The 16,425-nt window shown below is 60.7% G+C and carries 16 protein-coding genes; all 16 read right to left on the reverse strand.

All coding sequences use genetic code 11. From position 1 onward, the window contains the following. Positions 1–4: 4 nt before the first annotated feature. Complete coding sequence (locus tag CAK95_RS00375; protein WP_086086021.1) at positions 5–709, reverse strand: ABC transporter ATP-binding protein; 705 nt, start codon at positions 707–709, stop codon at positions 5–7. After that, complete coding sequence (locus CAK95_RS00380) at positions 696–1,535, reverse strand: ABC transporter ATP-binding protein (protein WP_342587980.1); 840 nt, start codon at positions 1,533–1,535, stop codon at positions 696–698. Before CAK95_RS00380 ends, CAK95_RS00375 begins: the two co-directional genes overlap by 14 nt. After that, entirely contained in the window at positions 1,532–2,566 is a 1,035-nt protein-coding gene (locus CAK95_RS00385; protein ID WP_086086022.1) for a branched-chain amino acid ABC transporter permease, read from the reverse strand. Before CAK95_RS00385 ends, CAK95_RS00380 begins: the two co-directional genes overlap by 4 nt. After that, complete coding sequence (locus tag CAK95_RS00390) at positions 2,566–3,438, reverse strand: branched-chain amino acid ABC transporter permease (RefSeq protein WP_086086023.1); 873 nt, start codon at positions 3,436–3,438, stop codon at positions 2,566–2,568. The genes CAK95_RS00385 and CAK95_RS00390 overlap by 1 nt, the downstream gene beginning before the upstream one ends. A gap of 80 nt (positions 3,439–3,518) precedes the next feature. Next, a complete protein-coding gene (locus CAK95_RS00395) occupies positions 3,519–4,685 on the reverse strand; it encodes an ABC transporter substrate-binding protein (protein WP_086086024.1) in 1,167 nt (388 codons plus the stop codon). A gap of 20 nt (positions 4,686–4,705) precedes the next feature. Continuing rightward, positions 4,706–5,686, reverse strand: a complete 981-nt coding sequence (locus CAK95_RS00400; RefSeq protein ID WP_086086025.1) for an isopenicillin N synthase family dioxygenase — start codon at positions 5,684–5,686, stop codon at positions 4,706–4,708. Between the two features lie 15 nt (positions 5,687–5,701). Beyond that, entirely contained in the window at positions 5,702–6,457 is a 756-nt protein-coding gene (locus tag CAK95_RS00405; RefSeq protein ID WP_086086026.1) for an SDR family NAD(P)-dependent oxidoreductase, read from the reverse strand. 259 nt (positions 6,458–6,716) lie between these two features. Next, the gene (locus tag CAK95_RS00410; protein WP_086086027.1) at positions 6,717–7,202 is read right to left on the reverse strand and encodes a MarR family winged helix-turn-helix transcriptional regulator; all 486 of its coding nucleotides are present in this window, start codon (positions 7,200–7,202) and stop codon (positions 6,717–6,719) included. After that, positions 7,192–8,310, reverse strand: coding sequence for a 2Fe-2S iron-sulfur cluster-binding protein (locus tag CAK95_RS00415; RefSeq protein ID WP_086086028.1), 1,119 nt, complete (start codon positions 8,308–8,310; stop codon positions 7,192–7,194). Before CAK95_RS00415 ends, CAK95_RS00410 begins: the two co-directional genes overlap by 11 nt. Next, positions 8,307–9,092, reverse strand: a complete 786-nt coding sequence (locus tag CAK95_RS00420) for an FAD binding domain-containing protein (RefSeq protein WP_086086029.1) — start codon at positions 9,090–9,092, stop codon at positions 8,307–8,309. The genes CAK95_RS00415 and CAK95_RS00420 overlap by 4 nt, the downstream gene beginning before the upstream one ends. Further along, the gene (locus CAK95_RS00425) at positions 9,089–11,443 is read right to left on the reverse strand and encodes a xanthine dehydrogenase family protein molybdopterin-binding subunit (protein WP_086086030.1); all 2,355 of its coding nucleotides are present in this window, start codon (positions 11,441–11,443) and stop codon (positions 9,089–9,091) included. The genes CAK95_RS00420 and CAK95_RS00425 overlap by 4 nt, the downstream gene beginning before the upstream one ends. Further along, positions 11,443–12,342, reverse strand: a complete 900-nt coding sequence (locus CAK95_RS00430; RefSeq protein WP_086091108.1) for an alpha/beta hydrolase — start codon at positions 12,340–12,342, stop codon at positions 11,443–11,445. Before CAK95_RS00430 ends, CAK95_RS00425 begins: the two co-directional genes overlap by 1 nt. Next, a complete protein-coding gene (locus tag CAK95_RS00435; RefSeq protein WP_086086031.1) occupies positions 12,342–12,977 on the reverse strand; it encodes a DUF1989 domain-containing protein in 636 nt (211 codons plus the stop codon). The genes CAK95_RS00430 and CAK95_RS00435 overlap by 1 nt, the downstream gene beginning before the upstream one ends. 47 nt (positions 12,978–13,024) lie before the next feature. Then, a complete protein-coding gene (locus CAK95_RS00440; RefSeq protein WP_086091109.1) occupies positions 13,025–14,302 on the reverse strand; it encodes an amidohydrolase/deacetylase family metallohydrolase in 1,278 nt (425 codons plus the stop codon). Between the two features lie 397 nt (positions 14,303–14,699). Beyond that, positions 14,700–15,281, reverse strand: coding sequence for a hypothetical protein (locus tag CAK95_RS00450; protein ID WP_086086033.1), 582 nt, complete (start codon positions 15,279–15,281; stop codon positions 14,700–14,702). Positions 15,282–15,414: 133 nt separating this feature from the next. Next, positions 15,415–16,401, reverse strand: a complete 987-nt coding sequence (acuI, locus tag CAK95_RS00455; RefSeq protein ID WP_086086034.1) for an acrylyl-CoA reductase (NADPH) — start codon at positions 16,399–16,401, stop codon at positions 15,415–15,417. Positions 16,402–16,425: the final 24 nt, after the last annotated feature.

The following is a 16,425-nucleotide window of genomic DNA, read 5'->3' on the forward strand; positions in this document are numbered from 1 at the left end:
GCTCTCAACCGCCGAGATAGGCGCGGCGCACGTGAGCATCGCCCAGCATCTGCTCGCCAGTGCCGAACTGAACGACACGGCCGGTTTCCAGAAGATAGCTGCGGTCGCACATATCAAGCGCGGCGAGCGCATTTTGTTCGACCATCAGCACCGTCGTGCCCTCGCGGCGGATATCCTCAATGATCTCGAAGATGATCTCGGTGATGTTCGGTGCGAGGCCAAGCGAAGGCTCGTCGAACAGGATCATGCGCGGCCGCGACATCAGGGAGCGTGCAATTGCCAGCATCTGCTGCTCGCCGCCAGACAACGTACCGGCGATCTGGGCGATACGCTCTCGCAATCGCGGAAGCTTGAAGAAAATCCGCTCCATGTCCCCCTTCACTGCCGTCTGGTCGCGCCGCAGGAAGGCACCCATTTCGAGATTTTCGCGAACGGTCAGATGCGGAAACACCCGCCGCCCTTCGGGGCAATGGGCGATGCCGAGAGCAAGGATCTGCCTCGGCGTGGCGCCGCTGATCTTGCGGCCATCGAATGTGATCGTCCCTCCGGCGAGCGGGAGCATGCCGCTGATCGCTTTCAGCGTCGTCGTCTTGCCTGCACCGTTCGCGCCAATAAGCGTGACGAGCTCGCCCTCCTCGACCTCGATCGAGACGTCACGCAGCGCCGTCACGGCACCATAACAGACAGTGAGGCTCTCAAGTTTTAGCACGCTTCTTCAATCCCGTTCCAAGATAAGCCTTGATCACTTCCGGATCGTTCTGGACCATGACTGGTGTTCCGGATGCGATGATGCGGCCCTGATTGAGCACAAACACCGTGTCGGAAATGCTCATCACCATCTGCATGTCGTGCTCGACCAGCAGCACGGTGACGCCATCGTCGCAGATCCGGCGAACCAGTTCCTTGAAGCGTTCGGTCTCGGACGGGTTGAGGCCGGCCGCCGGCTCATCGAGCAGCAGCAGTTTCGGACGCGCTGCAAGCGCGATTGCGAGACCGAGAAGCCGCTGCTCGCCATAAGCAAGACTGCCAGCCATTTCTCCGGCGCGTCCTTGCAAACCCACAAAAGTAAGAATGTCTTCGACTTCGGACTGCAGGCGCGCTTCCTCGCGCAGCACCGACGGCAAGCGAAGGATCGCGCCCCATAAACCGGCACGGCCGCGCAAATGCATCGCGGTCAGGATGTTCTCGGCAACCGTGCAGCCGGCAAAGATACTGGTGCGCTGGAATGTCCGAACGAGCCCGAGCCCTGCAACCTCATCCGGTGTCATATCGATGAGATTTTGCCCCTCGAAGAACACAGCACCGGCCGTCGGTTTCATATAGCCGGTGATAATGTTGAATGCCGTCGTCTTTCCCGCACCGTTAGGCCCGATCAAGCTGACGATCTTGCCTTTCGGCACCGACAGACTCATCTGCTCGAGAATGACCAAGCCGCCGATATGAACAGCAAGATCCCTGATCTCGAGCGATGCGTGAATGGGCGAAGCAGGCGCGATGGTGCTGTCCACCGTCATGTTGGGTGCAACCATCGTCATGACAGGCGTGGCCTCAGGCGTTCGGGTACGAATCGGACACTCCAGGCTGCGATCCGCTGCCAGATCTTTCCAACGGCCGGAACGATGCCGTTCGGCAGGAAGAAGACGATCAGCACGATCGCCACGCCATAGATGATCCACTGCACCTCCGGCCGCGCGTAATCGCGCAGCACTTCCGGCATCAACCCGAAGATCAGCCCACCGATGATCGGCCCGGTCAGCGTGCCTTTCCCGCCCGTCACGACCATGATGATCATGGTGACGGTGTAGATGAACATGAACACGTCCGGATCGACGATGCGCACATAATGCGTATAGAGACCGCCCGATGCACCGGCGATCGCCGCCGCGACGATGGTCGACAGAACAAGATAATGCGTCACCGGGATGCCGACGGAGCGCGCGAGACCCTCATTTTCCCGCAGGGCGATCAGCGCGCGCCCGACACGCGAGTGGACGATATGCGCAACCAGAACAAACGAGATCACCGCCACGGCCAGGATCAGCCAGTAATTCTGCGCCTTGCTGGTCAGCGTCGTCACGCCGAGACCCGGCAGCCACAATGTGAATGGCGGAATATTGTTGATGGCCATCGGCCCTTCGGTGAGATCGACCCAGTTCAGCGCAATCAGCCGCATCACCTGCGCGAAGCTGACGGTGAGAATGACGAAATAGGCGCCGCGCACACGAAAGGCCAAGCGGCCGACAACCCAGCCGAACAGGGCCGCCATCACGATGCCGGCGAGGAATGACAGCCACACCGGTTTCGCCGCAACATCGAGCACAAGGCCGAAGCCGAGGTCGACGTCAAAGCCGCGCGACAACAAGGCGCTGGTGTAAGCGCCGATCCCGAAGAAGGCGACATGCCCGAGGCTGAGCTGGCCAGTGTAACCCAGCAAAAGATTGAGACTGATCGCCGCCACGATGAAAATGCCGGTCAGGATCAACAGCCCCAGAATGTAGGGGTCGTTCATCCAGAACGGCAGCGTCGCAAAAATCAGAACGACAAGCAGGCCGAAAATCCGTTGCATCAGCCCACTCGCTCTTTGAGGGTGAACAAACCTTGCGGCCGCAAGATCAGCACGGCGACGATGACAAGGAAGCTGAACGCGTCGCGATAATCGGCCGAGATATAACCGGCGCCGAATTCCTCAACGAGCGCAATCGCAAATCCGCCGATGGTGGCGCCGACGGTGCTGCCAAGCCCGCCGAGAATGACGATGGCGAAGGCTTTCAGGCTCGCCAGATCCCCCATCGTCGGATTAACCAGGAAGATCGGGCCGAGCAACGCGCCGGCAACAGCTGCGAGCCCGGAGCCGAGCGCGAAGGTAGCCATGTAGATCGTGCCGACATTGACTCCCATGAGCGCCGCCACGTCACGATCCTGGAAAGTCGAGCGCATGGCGAGGCCGAGACGCGTGTGATTGATCAGGAAATGAAAGGCGACCAGCAGAACCACCGCGGTAATGAGCACGAAGATCTTGAGCGGCGACACCGACACTGGACCGAACACCAGCGGCTGCTGCGAGAACGGCGACGGAATGAGCTTCGCCACACCGCCCCAGATCAGTTGCTCGGTATTCTGCATGGCGATCCAAAGGCCGATCATCAGCAGCATCACCGAATCGATATCCGTCGTTTTCAGCCGCCGCAGAATGAAGAACTCCAGCGCCGCACCGACGAGAATGCCGACAATTGTTGCCAGTAGAATGGCCACGAAGAAATTCAGGCCAAGCTGGGCGACGAACAGATACGCCATATAGGCGCCGAGCGCATAGAATTCGCCATGCGTGAAATTGACGATCCGCATAATGCCGAAGACAAGCGTCAGGCCGATGCCGAGCAGTGCGTAAGTGCTGCCGAGCATCACGCCGTTCACGATATGTTGGAGAAATTGATCCAAGCTTCCTGCCCTAAGCTGAGTTGCTTTGTGCCGGCCCGGCTCATGGCGAGCCGGACCGGATCATTGGTACGATCAGCCGATCACGGCAGCGGCATCGTCACTTTGCCCTGATTGAGCAGGACGACATAGATGTTGGGTTCGTTCTGCCCGCTTTCCTGACCGGCAGGCCCTTCCTTGATGAAGGCGATGTCGCCGTTCACAGCCGGCAGCTTGGTTTTCCACAGCGCTTCACGCAGCGCTTCGGACTCAGCTTTGCCCGCGGTCTTGATCGCTTCGGCAGCTGTGAGCACGGCGTCATAGCCACGGAAGCCTTCAGTCAGACCCGGGAAATCCAGCTTGCGCTTGGTCCATTCGTCCACATAAACCTTGGCAATGTCCGGATACTTGGCCTTGTCCGGGAACCAGGGCGAGAAGAAGAGCAGATGATAGCTCGACATTTCCTTCGGCCCGGGCTGCGCGATCAACTGATCCGGAAATGAGCCGCCGGTCGTGATGATGCGCTGGGGCAATTTCAGTTCGGCCGCCTGCTTGAGCGCAAGCGTCATCTGCTCGACGCCGGTCGTGACGAACAGCGTGTCGCCGCCGGATTGCTTGATTGCCGTGAGCTGCGCCGACAGGTCGGTTGCATCCGGCGCCATGTACTGGATCGAGCCAACCTGCACGCCCTTGGTCTTCAGATACTTGCTGAATTCGTCAGCGGAGCCGCGGCCCCAGTCGTTGTTCACCGACAGGAAATCGACCTTCTTGATGCCCGGCTTGAAGCTGTCATATTTCGCCAGGAATGCCTTGGCTTCCATTTCCGATGTCGGACTGATGCGGAACACCCACGGATTGCCCGAGGTGGTGATCTTGCCGGACGAGGACGTCTCGACAATCAGCGGCACCTTGTACTCGATCAGCTTCGGCATGATCGCGAGCGTGTAGGTCGAGCTCCAAGCGCCGATCAGCAACGGCACCTTATCGCGCAGGATCAGCTTTTCGACGGCGTTGACCGCCTCCTTCGGGTTCGACTTGTTGTCCTCTAGGATCAGCTCCAGCTTCTTGCCGAGAACGCCGCCTTTCGCATTGATGACATCAACAGCGATCTTGGCTCCGTTGGCGACATAATTGCCCGAGGCAGCCACGGCACCGGTGAGCGGCTGCGTCATGCCGATCTTGATCGTCTCTTGCGCCTGCGCGCTTGTCGCGGCCAATGCCGCTCCCAATGTTGTTGTGATGGCCGTCGCTAGCAATCGTATCGTTTTCATCAATAGCTCCTGTGCTTATATCAGGCTGATTTCAGGCGGGTCTGCTGGTACTTCAGGTCACGATATTCGCCGGAATAGACCGGCGGATATTTCGCTTTCCCTGGAGGCGCGACGCATTCGATCAGTGCGTCGTAGTTTGGGTGGTGGAAGAACGCGATCGACAGGCGCTTGCTGCGTGCCGCGACACTGTCCGGCGGATTGATGACGCGGTGGACGTTCGACACCCAGCGATCGTTGGTCCAGCGCATCAGGAGATCGCCGATATTGACGACAAACGTGTCCTGATCGGTCTCGACATCGATCCATTCGCCGGTGCGGGTCTGCACCTGCAGGCCGCCGGGAACGTTCTCGCCGTTCAGGATCGTCAGCAGGCCGTAATCGGTATGATCGCCGGCACGAAGCTGGCCCGGCTTCGGCGCGGTCGTCTGTTCGGGGTAGTAATTGAGGCGGATCGCCGTGATGTGCTTGTCGATTTTGTTCTGGAAGAATGTTTCGGGAAGCCCGAGCGCCAGCGCGGTCAGCTCCATCATGCTTTCGGAGAGCTTTTCCAGCGCGAGATAGTATTTCTCCGCAGCCTCGCCGAAGCCCGCCGGATAATCCGGCCACAGATTGGGAATGAAGTAACGCGGCCCCTCGCCTTGCGTGTAATAAGGCTCTTCCGGCCAGCGCTCGCGGCCAAGATGGTAATACTCTTTCAGATCGGCAGGCGTCTCGATGGCATTGCCGGCAGATAGCGCTTCGATGCCGAGCGCGCGATAACCGCGCGGCGTCTTGCCGTCTGGATGCGCCGCTTTCAGCTTTTCGTTGAGCGGCCGCGCAAAGAAGGCATTGGCCTTGTCGCGAAGCTCATTGATCAAGGCCAGCGAAATGCCGTGCCCCTTGATCGTAAAGAATCCGATCTCCGTACAGGTGCGGTCGATCTGCGCCGCAACAGCGCGCTTGTCCGCCGCCGAGCCCTTGAGTGCTGGCTCGAGATCGATGACGGGAATGGTAATCGGCATCGGCACCTCCGGCTTTCAGTGAAAGTAAGCGCCGCCGTCCACCACCAGCGTCTGGCCAGTGATGAAGGCAGCATCCGCGCTGGCGAAGAACGCAACCGCGCCGACGAGATCCGCGGGCGTCATGGATCTTCCGATCACCCGATTGCGGAGCGACGGTTCTTTCACGCCAGCGACAAGCGCCGGGTTGCGTTCGACGCCATCACTCAATGTGAAACCAGGCGCGACACTGTTGACGAGAATGCCGCGCGGACCAAGTTCGGTCGCAAGCGCGCGCGTCAGCGACACAACGGCGCCTTTGCTGGCGACATAATGCGCCATCAGCGGATTGCCCTTGAAGGCAACGCCCGATGAGATGTTGATGATGCGGCCGGCTCCCTGCTGCTCGAAAACCGGAACCACCGCCCTGCAGCACAGAAACACGCCCATCACGTTCACATCCATGATGCGACGAAACTCGGCGACGTCGATCTGCTCGAACGGCTTCGGCTGCAATGTCGAATAGATGCCGGCGTTGTTGACCAGAATGTCGATGCGGCCGAACTCTTTTTGCGCGATCGATACCATCGCTTCGATATCGGCTTTCGATGTCACGTCGGTCTTCACGCCAACGGCGCGATGACCGTTGGCAACAAGCTTTTGCGCGCCGGCGTGCGCGTCACTCTGATCGGCAATCACGACGGCGGCGCCGCGCGCAGCGAGATCCTCGGCGATCGCGAAGCCAATGCCCATGGCTCCCCCGGTGACGATTGCGACCGCGTTCTCAAGGCTCATGCCTCAACCTCAACGGTATTTGTACGCGGCGATCTCGCGGCTGCCGCGGTCATCATTCCTGAGGGCTTTTGGCGCATTTTCATGCGCAAGGAGGGTTGCAACTCCCATGCCAGTCGTAGGCGGCTGCGGGGCCTGATTTATAACAGTTTTAGGTCGTCAGTATGCTGACATGTTTTTGAAAAATAGCAACACACTGATTGCGAAGTGAGCAATTGTCGGGAAAGTGTGCAGAGGGCTGTGGCGCGGATAAAATTTGCCGTCAGCCGAGGCGCAGCGGCGCGCGTCCGAAATCGTTACCAGCGTCAACCAATCGGGCCAGAAAATGCAGGAATGCCGCACGTTCAGCCGGCGACAGGATTTCGACCGTCCTTGCATGCGCGCGCTGCGCCGCCTGCGTCATTTGGTCCAAAAGCCGTTTGCCTTTTGCCGTCAGAACAACCCGCTTCAGCCGCCGGTCGGCTTTCGTCGTTGTCCGCCGCAACAAACCGCGCGATTCCAACCGCGCGACGACATTCGCCAGGGTTGCACGATCGACGCCGACCTCCTGCGCCAGCCGGGCCTGCTCCAGCCCGGGCTGTTCGGCGATCGCCGTCATCATGCTGTATTGAACCGGCGTGACGTTGAACTTCGCGCATTCCTCGATGAACAGCGCGGTGTGAATCTGGTGCAGCCTGCGGATCAAAAAACCCGGACGGCTGGCGAGATCGAAAGCAGAAGGCGGCGTCGTGAACTGTCTATCGGACATGAAAACGGGATAACAGGTCGCGCAACCAACGCCAAGCAACACGTGAGACAAGATGGCCTGCGTGCATTTTGGCACCGGCCGCGGGCGCTTCCTCGCCGCGCAAGCGCGCTTCGAGATTGCGCGCCACCATTGCCGCCAGTTCGGCCGCGAACACACGGACAATTGGACCTCTGCTAAACTGGGCCAACGCACCTTTCAGCGCATAGGTAACATCGATCACGATCGTGGATGCCGCAGGTCCGTCTTCCATCAGGCTGAATGTGGCTTCCGCCTGCAACCGGGTGCCGCTGGCATTGTCGCGCCCCGAACCGGCGACGCGACCGGTCCGCGCCGCATCGTCATAGGTCAGCGTGGCATCGCCGGTGAACTTCGCCTGGATCGGTCCAAGTGCAGCGACCATTTCGCCGCGAATCTTGTCGCCGTCTCGCGACAGGATGGTCGCGCCCGGCAGGCAGCTCGCGATCAGGGCTGGGTCTCGCAGCGCCTTCCACACCTCGATAGACGGCAGACCGATGTTCAACTCCTCATGCAGACCTTCGCCGGTTGGCTTCGCCGTGATCGGTATGACCTCGGCAAGCGCCGTTGGCTCAAGCGAGAACTGCTCGAACGTTCCTGTCTTCACTGCTGGCCGTTCGAGCGGTGCGACATCCGGTCGATGCGTCAGCACATGCCGGATCGCACGAACGATGCCGTTATAACCGGTGCAGCGGCAGAGATTGCCGGCAAGCTCGAGCCGGATACGGTCGTCATCGGCATCCGGCAAACGCAGAATGATGTCGCGCGCCGTCACCAGCATTCCGGGCGTGCAATAGCCGCATTGCAGTGCATGCTCGGCGGTGAAAGCCGCGCGCAAGGCGGACATGATCGGATCGTGTTCAAGGCCTTCGATGCTCTGAACCTCGCGGCCGCCGCAGGTCGCGGCGAAGGTGATGCAGGAGCGAACCGGTTCGCCATCGAGCAACACCGTGCACGCGCCACAGACGCCATGCTCGCAGCCGATATGCGTGCCGGTCAGCAAAAGGTCTTCGCGCAGGAAATCGGCAAGGTGGGTCCGCGGCGCGACTTCGGCGTTGACGGCGATGTCGTTGACTTTGAGGCTGACGGTCATGTGGCCTGCTCCATCGCACGGCGCAACGCGGTCAGCTGCATGCCGCGGCCGATCTCATCGAGGCCGCTCTGCATCAAGGCTCGTTCGGCAATGTCCGGTGCGAGATTCGCGCCATCGAGCACGATTGGCGCGCCGCCGACCGCACCGATCACCGCCCTGCGGATATTGCGCGCCGGATCGAGCAGTACCGCAGCCATGGCATGCGCAAATTCACCCGGCTTGCGGCACGCTTTGTAATAGCTCCAACGCGCATTCAGAGAGATTTTGGGAATGCGAACCGCCTGCACGATTTCTCCCGGCGCAAGCGCATTGCGGAACGGACCAACCACAAAGTTCGTCAATGCAATGGCGCGACCGCCTTCCGATGAAAGCGTCAGCACGGCCGCATCGAGCGCCGTCAATGTGCACAGCCAGTCCGCCGCCGGATCGGCATGACACAAGCTGCCGCCAATCGTACCGCGATTGCGCACCGCGCGATAAGCAATGCCTTGCGCGATGGCCGGCAGAATGCCCTTGCCAATATCCGGCACGCGGCCATCTGCAATCGCCGCATGCGTCACGCAGGCACCGATTGTCACCGCATCAGCAGTCTCTTCGACCGCAACCAACTCCGGAAGGCTCGCGATGGACACCACATGTGACGGCCGCGCGAGCCGCAGATTCAGCATCGGCCCAAGCGACTGCCCGCCGGCCATGATGCGGCTTTCGCCACGCTGCATCAGCATCGCCGCGAGCTGCGGCGCACTGGATGGCTGGTCGAGCGTGAAGGCAGCGGGCTTCATGCGGCCGCCCTCTTACGTGACGCGGCGATCGCTTCGAGGATGCGGTGCGGTGTGATCGGCAATTGGTTGATTTCGACGCCGAGGGGATGCAAGGCATCATTCACCGCATTGGCGATCGCCGCGGGCGGGCCGATCGCCCCACCCTCGCCGATGCCCTTCTGGCCAAAAGCCGAATATGGCGACGGCGTTTCCATGTGATCGACGCGCAGCATCGGCACTTCGGTTGCGCCCGGCAGCATGTAATCGGCCAGTGTAGTCGCCAGCGGCTGGCCGTGATCGTCGAACGGCATCTCCTCGTACAACGCAGTGCCGATACCTTGCGCCACGCCGCCGCAGACCTGACCATCGACAATCATCGGATTGATCAGAACGCCGCCATCTTCGCACAACGCATAATCGAGGATCTTCACGTCGCCCATTTCGGTATCGACCGAGACAACGACGGCATGCGCGGCATAGCTGAAGGTGCCAGTATCGCGCACGGTCTTGTAGCCGCTGGTGACTTCCAGCCCGCCCGTATTGACATCTTTCGGCAGTTCCTGCGGGCGCAGATACCAGGTGCGCGCGACCTCTTCGATCCTCACGCTGGCGATGCCGGTCGAGACAAGCCCGGCTTTCACCTGCACCTTGTCCGCGGGCACCTGCAACAGATGCGCGCCGATACGCGCAATACGATCCCCCAATTCTCTGCATGCAGTCGCGACGGCGCCGCCGGCCATGACGGCGCAGCGCGAGCCCCAGGTGCCGGTCGAATACGGCGTTACGGCTGTATCTCCGTGCACGACGCGGATGCGTTCGAGCGGAATGCCGAGCACTTCGTGGCCGATCTGGGCCAGCGTCGTCTCGAGGCCCTGCCCGTGCGACTGAATGCCGACGCGCAATTCGAGACCGCCATCCGGCGTCAATCGTGCAACGGCTTGTTCGAAACCGGGCACCATCGGAATGCCCCAGCCATAATAGACCGATGTGCCATGGGCGCCCTGCTCACAAAAGATCGAGAATCCGACACCGATCCGCACGGATGAGTTGGCCGTTTCCTTCTGCTTCTGCCGCACAGCCGGCAAATCGATTGCTTCCACCACGCGGCGCAAACATTCGGGATAATCGCCGCTGTCGAAATGCTTGTTGGTGATGTTGTCGAACGGCATTTCTTCCGGCTGAACTAGATTACGCAGCCGGACTTCGTAAGGCTCCTTACCCACGGCATGGGCGATGGCATCGATCACCGTTTCCATCGCGTAGCAGACGCCAGCCCGCGCAACGCCGCGATACGGCACGATGCCCGGCTTGTTGGTGGCCGACGACCAGGTGATGCAGCGATAGGCGTCGAATTTGTAAGGGCCCGGCAGAATGCTGGCGACCTGCGCCGATTCGAGACAGGCCGAGAACGGATAGATCGAATAAGCGCCGGTATCGACTGTCGCAGCCGCATCGAGCGCGATCAACCGGCCATCCTTATCCGCATAAGCCGTAATGTCATAATGATGCTCGCGGCAATTCGCATTGCCGGCCAGCTGCTCCCGGCGATCTTCCAGCCAGCGCACCGGATGACCAAGGTGCTTGGCAAGAAACGCCGCGCAGACCTCCTCCGATAGCAGCATGCCCTTGTAGCCGAAGCCGCCGCCGACATCGGGGGCGACAATGCGGACATTCTCTTCCGAGACGCCAAGGCAACCGGCGAGACCGGTGCGGATGATATGGGGCATCTGCGTTGCCGTATGCAGCACGATCTGATCGAGCCGCCGGTCATAGACAGCAACAATACCGCGGCCTTCCATCGGCGACATGCATTGGCGCGCCGTCCGCAAGCTCCGCCGTACCACGACCGGTGCGGTCTTCTTGATTTCGGAAAGGTCCGCCTCGACACGGCTTTCCAGAAAAACGTTATCGCCCCATTGTTCGTGCACGAGTGGTGAGCCGGGCGCGCGCGCCGCCAGCATGTCAACGATAGCCGGCAGTTCCTCGAAATCGACTTCCACCGCCGCCGCAAGATCTTCGGCCTCGGCCCGCGTTGCCGCCACGCAAACGGCGATCGCTTCCCCGACATGCCGCACTTTCTCATCGGCAAGGATCGGTTGGGCAGACGGCTTGAAGCCCGGCAGACCAGAATTGGCAACAATTGGCTTCACTCCGACAAGGTCGGATGCAACAAAAACATTCTTCTCAAATCCCGCAGGCTTGCGCACAGTCAGGATTTTCGCGTGCGCCAGCGGGCTGCGCACGAAGGCCAGTTCGCGCATGCCGGCGAGCCTGATATCGCCGACAAATTCACCCTTGCCGCGCAGATAGCGGTCATCTTCCTTGCGGTGAACGGAGCGGCCGACGCCGTATCCTGCCCCTTCCGTCTTCATCACGCGGCCCTGCCGGTATGGCTTTCACCGATCTTGCAAGCCCGTGCGAGATCGAGCGCGGCCAGTGTCAGTTGGCCCTCGGGGTCGGCAAGCTGCTCAAGAATGTTGAAGTGATTGGCGTGAGCGACCGGCAACAGCACACCGGGCGCGTGGGCAGCCGCACGCATGGCATGCAGGTTGCGCGAGTCGTTAACCAGTGCCGGCAGTTCGGCTGTGCCATAGGCGATGGTCATCGGCTTGTTGACCATCGGCAGTCGCAGCGGAGACAGCGTCGCAATCTCATCGTCGGTCAGTTGCAGCAGCTGGTTCAGCTTCGTATCACGCAGCGCTTCGAGATCGTAGACGCCCGATATGGCAAATCCGGCAGCAACAAGCGGGTGATCGAGCGCCATTGCGGTGAGATGGCCACCGGCCGACCAGCCCGACAGGATGACGGGACCGGCAATCCCATGCTTCGGCCCTTCGGCCTTCAACCAATCCAGCGCCGCACGAATCTCGCCCACGATGTCGCCGAGCTTGGCCTCGGGCGCGAGCGAATAGCCTGGCAGCGCCGCCGACCAGCCGTGCGCCTGCACGCCGGCCATGAACGTCGCGAAATCTTCGCGCGTATTGCGTTGCCAGTAACCGCCATGAATAAAGACAAGACACGGCGCATCCGCATTTTTGGCGGGATAGAGATCCCAGCGATTGCGCTCCTTCGGCCCATACGGAATATCGAGACCCGCAGGATGCGCCTTGCGATAGGCAGCAGAACCCCTGTTACGCTTTTCGATCAAGGCCGGACTGTCGGCAACAGCGCCATTGTTGTCATAAGCCGCATCGCGCTCGCCTTGCGTCAACGACGTCCAGGTCGAGCGCGGGTCGGCAACGGCGAAAGCCACGTTGGTCAGATCCTTCATCATTGCGGCGTATGACCCGTCTGCCAGATCGTGAGCCGGATCGGCGTCGGCTTACCGCCGCAGCAGGGATTCAGTTCCTGCGGACAATTGGAAATGACGACAAGCACGTCCTTTTCGGCGCGCAGATCGACATAGTCGCCAGGCCTGGAGATTCCATCATCGATAGAGATGCCGCCATCGCCGCTGACCGGCACATGCATGAAGAAGTTGATATTCGGTGGAATGTCCCGGCCATTCATGCCGAGATTACCGAGCGCTTCCAGGAAATTATCGCGACAGCTCCACTTGCCGGGCTCACCGTAGCGCACGGTGTTGATCTCGCGGCTGCAGCAGCCCGCAAGCGTGTCGTGCCGGCCAACGGTATCCTCGATCACCGTCATCATGGGTTGCGCGAGATCGTCATACAGCACGACGCCCTTCGTGATATAAACGTTCTTGGCCAGCTTGATCGTATTTGGCACATTGTAGCGCACATCGCTCCGCAGGGCATCGAAGATCAGCGTGTCGACAGACTGGCAGCCTTCCAGATCGACAATGCGAAGCACTGTGTCCTTCGGTATCTTTCGGTACCAATGCGTTCCGGCTGCTACGATTTCATCGCTCACAACGCGGCCCGGAATTGTTCTGGCTAGCATCGTCTCCGCCTCTGCGATGTCCAGGCACTCCGACAGGTTGTGAAACGTCAGGCCGCCACAGCCTGCGGCAGGATCGGCGCCGTTGCATCGAAACGCTCGCCTGCACGGAAGCAGAAGGCCGGCTGCAGAAGGCGCTCGGCAATAACCTGGTTCTTTTCGTTGTCGGCGAGCACGAAGCGGCCGCGCAGATCGGACAGCACAGTGACATCGGCGATACGCCCGACCTGCAGCGAGCCGAGTTCGTCGGAGCGGCCAACCATTGTCGCCGGATTGGTGGTGACCATCGGCACCACCTGCTCGAGCGTCAGGCCGAGCGCCATCATCGAACTCATCGCCTGCGTCAGGCTGAACTTGGCCTGTCCCGCAAAGGGATGGTTTTCGTCGTCGGGATGCTCGCCCGGCGTTCCGGCTGGCGCCGGCACATGCGTATTGTATCCGTGCATGTCGGCCCCCAGCGTGTCCGGCACGATACCGGCATCGAGAGCCTTGCGCGCCAGACGATACGAGAAGTGACTTCCGTGGCCGACATCGACTTTCAGGCCACGATCCAGCGCCGCCCGAATGACCGAATGCACATTGCCGTCGCGATCAACGAAACCGCCGGGATGGCGCGTGAACGGATGGGCGAGAATGTCGCCCGGCCGCAATTGCGGGATCACACGCTCGATGATGGTATCGGCATCCTCGCCATTCGCTCCACTGTCCGGCAAGCCCCAGAGTTGGCCGAAATGCACGTAGAGCGGCAATTGAGTCTGCCGGCCGATCTCGGCCGACATTTCCAGCACCTTGATACCCCAGCGCGCGAAACCGCCGATCTCGGCGTGACCCTTGATGCCGCGCACGATATCCTTGTTGGCATTCGCCGACAGAACCGTTGCATCGATGTCCACGCAATCGGGGCTGTAAAGGTTTGGATAGAGATGCCCTTCCAGGCCGCCGACCAGATAGGCCGACAGGAACGCCAGAACACGCGTCTTTGATGTCTCGGCGACAAACTTGCGAAAGCCGGGCAGCGTCATACAGGACGGCCCGCCCTGATCGATGACTGTGGTCACGCCGGATTCCACGCCGACCATGTCGGCATTCATGCCGAAACGGCCGGTCACATATTGATAGACGTGACCGTGCGTATCGATGAGGCCGGGCAGCACGATCTTGCCTTTGGCGTCGATCACCTGCTTGGCCGAACTCGGCAGGATGTCCTTCTGCACCGCAGCAATACGACCGCCCCGGATGGCGACATCCATGACGCCATTGACGTCCGAGGCGGGACAGATCACGTGCCCGCCGGTGATGACGATATCGAAGAGATTGGTGTCGGTCATGCGCATCTCCCGTTTGTCATCGGCTTTCTCGGTTCCGCTAACTCGTCAGTATACTAACGTCTTTTTTTTGCAAATCATATGCCAGTCTGAAGGCGTTGAAAACTAAGACTTCCTCGGGAGGCGGAATCGTCGCCTGCCCGCTTCCTAGGCAAAAGATGCGGCTTCCGTTGGCACCAACAAAAAAGGCGCCCACAGCGGGCGCCCCTGTTGAGTATTCGGCTGAATGATCCTCGGCCGAAGGCCGCATCATCATGCACGCGTCTCAGCAACGCGCATGATTGTCCCGGCGCAGAAATATCTAGAGAGCGTTTTCGAGCGAAGTGGGCACCGGTTCGCGTGAAGAAAACGCGTCAACAAAAAAGCTAGAGCCCGGCTTTGATTCCACCAAAGCCGAGCTCTAGCGGGTCGTGGAGCGCAGTTCCGGCTTTTCGTCCGACGATGCCGCATCATTGCCTTTCGGCAATTCTTTTTTCTCGACCGGCGTTGTTGGCGCCGCAACCGTATCCGGTTTGGCCGGCGCATCATCCGCATCGACGCGAGCCGGCGTTCGCGTGCGGGACCTCAATTGCTGTTGCGCCTCGGTCGAAGCGATTACCGGCCGATCGCGGCGGACGAAATCGCAATAGGCGAAACCAAGCCCGTTGACCGAACCGCGGAAGCTGTTGGCGCTGGTCTTGATCAGATTGAAGCACGGCTCGAACGGCATGCCCCTGACTGACGCACAAACCTTCTCGCCGACGACGCGGATCGTGTTCTGCGGCAGGACCGCATAGCGCGTCGCACCATTGCCGCGGAACTGGATCGTGCCACCCACGGAGCCATTGGCGTTGATGCGGCCGGCGCCGCGCGTGCCTTCGAAGCAGGTATAGGTGAACAGCTTGCCGACCACGAAGCTCCGCGCTTCAGAAGCGTTCATCTCCTGGGCGTTTGCTGGAAATGCCGCGAAAACTGCCGCGATCAAGGCTCCATAACGCAACATGCCGGACCCCCACACACTAGATCATGATGCTTCACACTTTTCAGCATCACGCTCTGAACAAGGCTATTAACCCGCCTCTTACCATAACGGTCATGAAATATGACCCAACTTCGTAGCCAAATCCTGAATGGATTTACTGAATATTGACCACGATCCGTCCCCGGACACCTCCCCCGAGAATCGATGGCGCCGTTTCGATGACCTGAGCCAGCCCGATCTCGGTGGTCATTGCGGCCAATTTCTGCCGGTCGAGGTCCGTTTCCAGCCTTTTCCACGCCTCTTGACGTTTGGGCAACGGGCACATGACGGAATCGATGCCCAAAAGTGACACTCCGCGCAAAATGAACGGGGCGACGCTGGCCGGTAAATCCATCCCGGCGGCGAGACCACAGGCGGCGACCGAACCGCCATAGCGGGTCATCGACAGCACGTTGGCGAGGGTGGTCGAGCCGACCGAGTCGATCCCGCCGGCAAAGCGTTCTCTGGCCAGCGGCTTTGCCGGCCCCGACAATTCCTTGCGGTCGATGATCTCTGCGGCGCCGAGGCCCTTGAGGTAATCCGCCTCCTGCACCCGTCCGGTGGAGGCGACGACCTGATAGCCAAGCGTCGCCAGGATCGCGACCGCGACGGAGCCGACACCGCCCGCAGCCCCGGTCACGACCACCGGCCCCTTGTCGGGTGTGACGCCGGCATTCTCGAGCGCCATGACGCTGAGCATGGCGGTGTAGCCGGCCGTACCAATCGCCATCGCATCGCGCGCACTGATCGTTGCCGGCAACTGCACCAGCCAGTCGCCTTTGACGCGCGCCTTCTCTGCATAGGCGCCGAGATGGGTCTCACCCATGCCCCAGCCATTGCAGATAACTTTGTCGCCCGGTTTCCAGCCGGGATGCGAGGATTGTTCGACGGTGCCGGAGAAATCGACCCCGGCGATCATCGGAAAACGCCGCACCACCGGCGCCTTGCCGGTAATGGCGAGGCCGTCCTTGTAGTTGATGGTGGAATATTCAACGCGGACGGTGACATCGCCGTCCATGAAATCCTTTTCGTCGAAGTCTTTCAGCGCGACGGACTGGCCGCTGTCGGTCTTGTCGATCACGATGGCTTTGAATGTGGGCACGGTTCCTCCGGCTTTGCGGCGTTT

The sequence above is a fragment of the Pseudorhodoplanes sinuspersici genome (genome assembly GCF_002119765.1).
In the GTDB taxonomy this organism is placed as follows: domain Bacteria; phylum Pseudomonadota; class Alphaproteobacteria; order Rhizobiales; family Xanthobacteraceae; genus Pseudorhodoplanes; species Pseudorhodoplanes sinuspersici.

What these genes read in the sequence shown, in the direction of transcription:
- CAK95_RS00415 (WP_086086028.1), bottom strand. Translation starts at nt 8,310, where the DNA reads ATGACCGTCAGCCTCAAAGTCAACGACATCGCCGTCAACGCCGAAGTC.
- CAK95_RS00425 (WP_086086030.1), bottom strand. Translation starts at nt 11,443, where the DNA reads ATGAAGACGGAAGGGGCAGGATACGGCGTCGGCCGCTCCGTTCACCGC.
- CAK95_RS00405 (WP_086086026.1), bottom strand. Translation starts at nt 6,457, where the DNA reads ATGAGCCTTGAGAACGCGGTCGCAATCGTCACCGGGGGAGCCATGGGC.
- CAK95_RS00430 (WP_086091108.1), bottom strand. Translation starts at nt 12,342, where the DNA reads ATGAAGGATCTGACCAACGTGGCTTTCGCCGTTGCCGACCCGCGCTCG.
- CAK95_RS00435 (WP_086086031.1), bottom strand. Translation starts at nt 12,977, where the DNA reads ATGCTAGCCAGAACAATTCCGGGCCGCGTTGTGAGCGATGAAATCGTA.
- CAK95_RS00400 (WP_086086025.1), bottom strand. Translation starts at nt 5,686, where the DNA reads ATGCCGATTACCATTCCCGTCATCGATCTCGAGCCAGCACTCAAGGGC.
- CAK95_RS00450 (WP_086086033.1), bottom strand. Translation starts at nt 15,281, where the DNA reads ATGTTGCGTTATGGAGCCTTGATCGCGGCAGTTTTCGCGGCATTTCCA.
- CAK95_RS00420 (WP_086086029.1), bottom strand. Translation starts at nt 9,092, where the DNA reads ATGAAGCCCGCTGCCTTCACGCTCGACCAGCCATCCAGTGCGCCGCAG.
- CAK95_RS00380 (WP_342587980.1), bottom strand. Translation starts at nt 1,535, where the DNA reads ATGACGATGGTTGCACCCAACATGACGGTGGACAGCACCATCGCGCCT.
- CAK95_RS00440 (WP_086091109.1), bottom strand. Translation starts at nt 14,302, where the DNA reads ATGACCGACACCAATCTCTTCGATATCGTCATCACCGGCGGGCACGTG.
- CAK95_RS00395 (WP_086086024.1), bottom strand. Translation starts at nt 4,685, where the DNA reads ATGAAAACGATACGATTGCTAGCGACGGCCATCACAACAACATTGGGA.
- CAK95_RS00385 (WP_086086022.1), bottom strand. Translation starts at nt 2,566, where the DNA reads ATGCAACGGATTTTCGGCCTGCTTGTCGTTCTGATTTTTGCGACGCTG.
- CAK95_RS00410 (WP_086086027.1), bottom strand. Translation starts at nt 7,202, where the DNA reads ATGTCCGATAGACAGTTCACGACGCCGCCTTCTGCTTTCGATCTCGCC.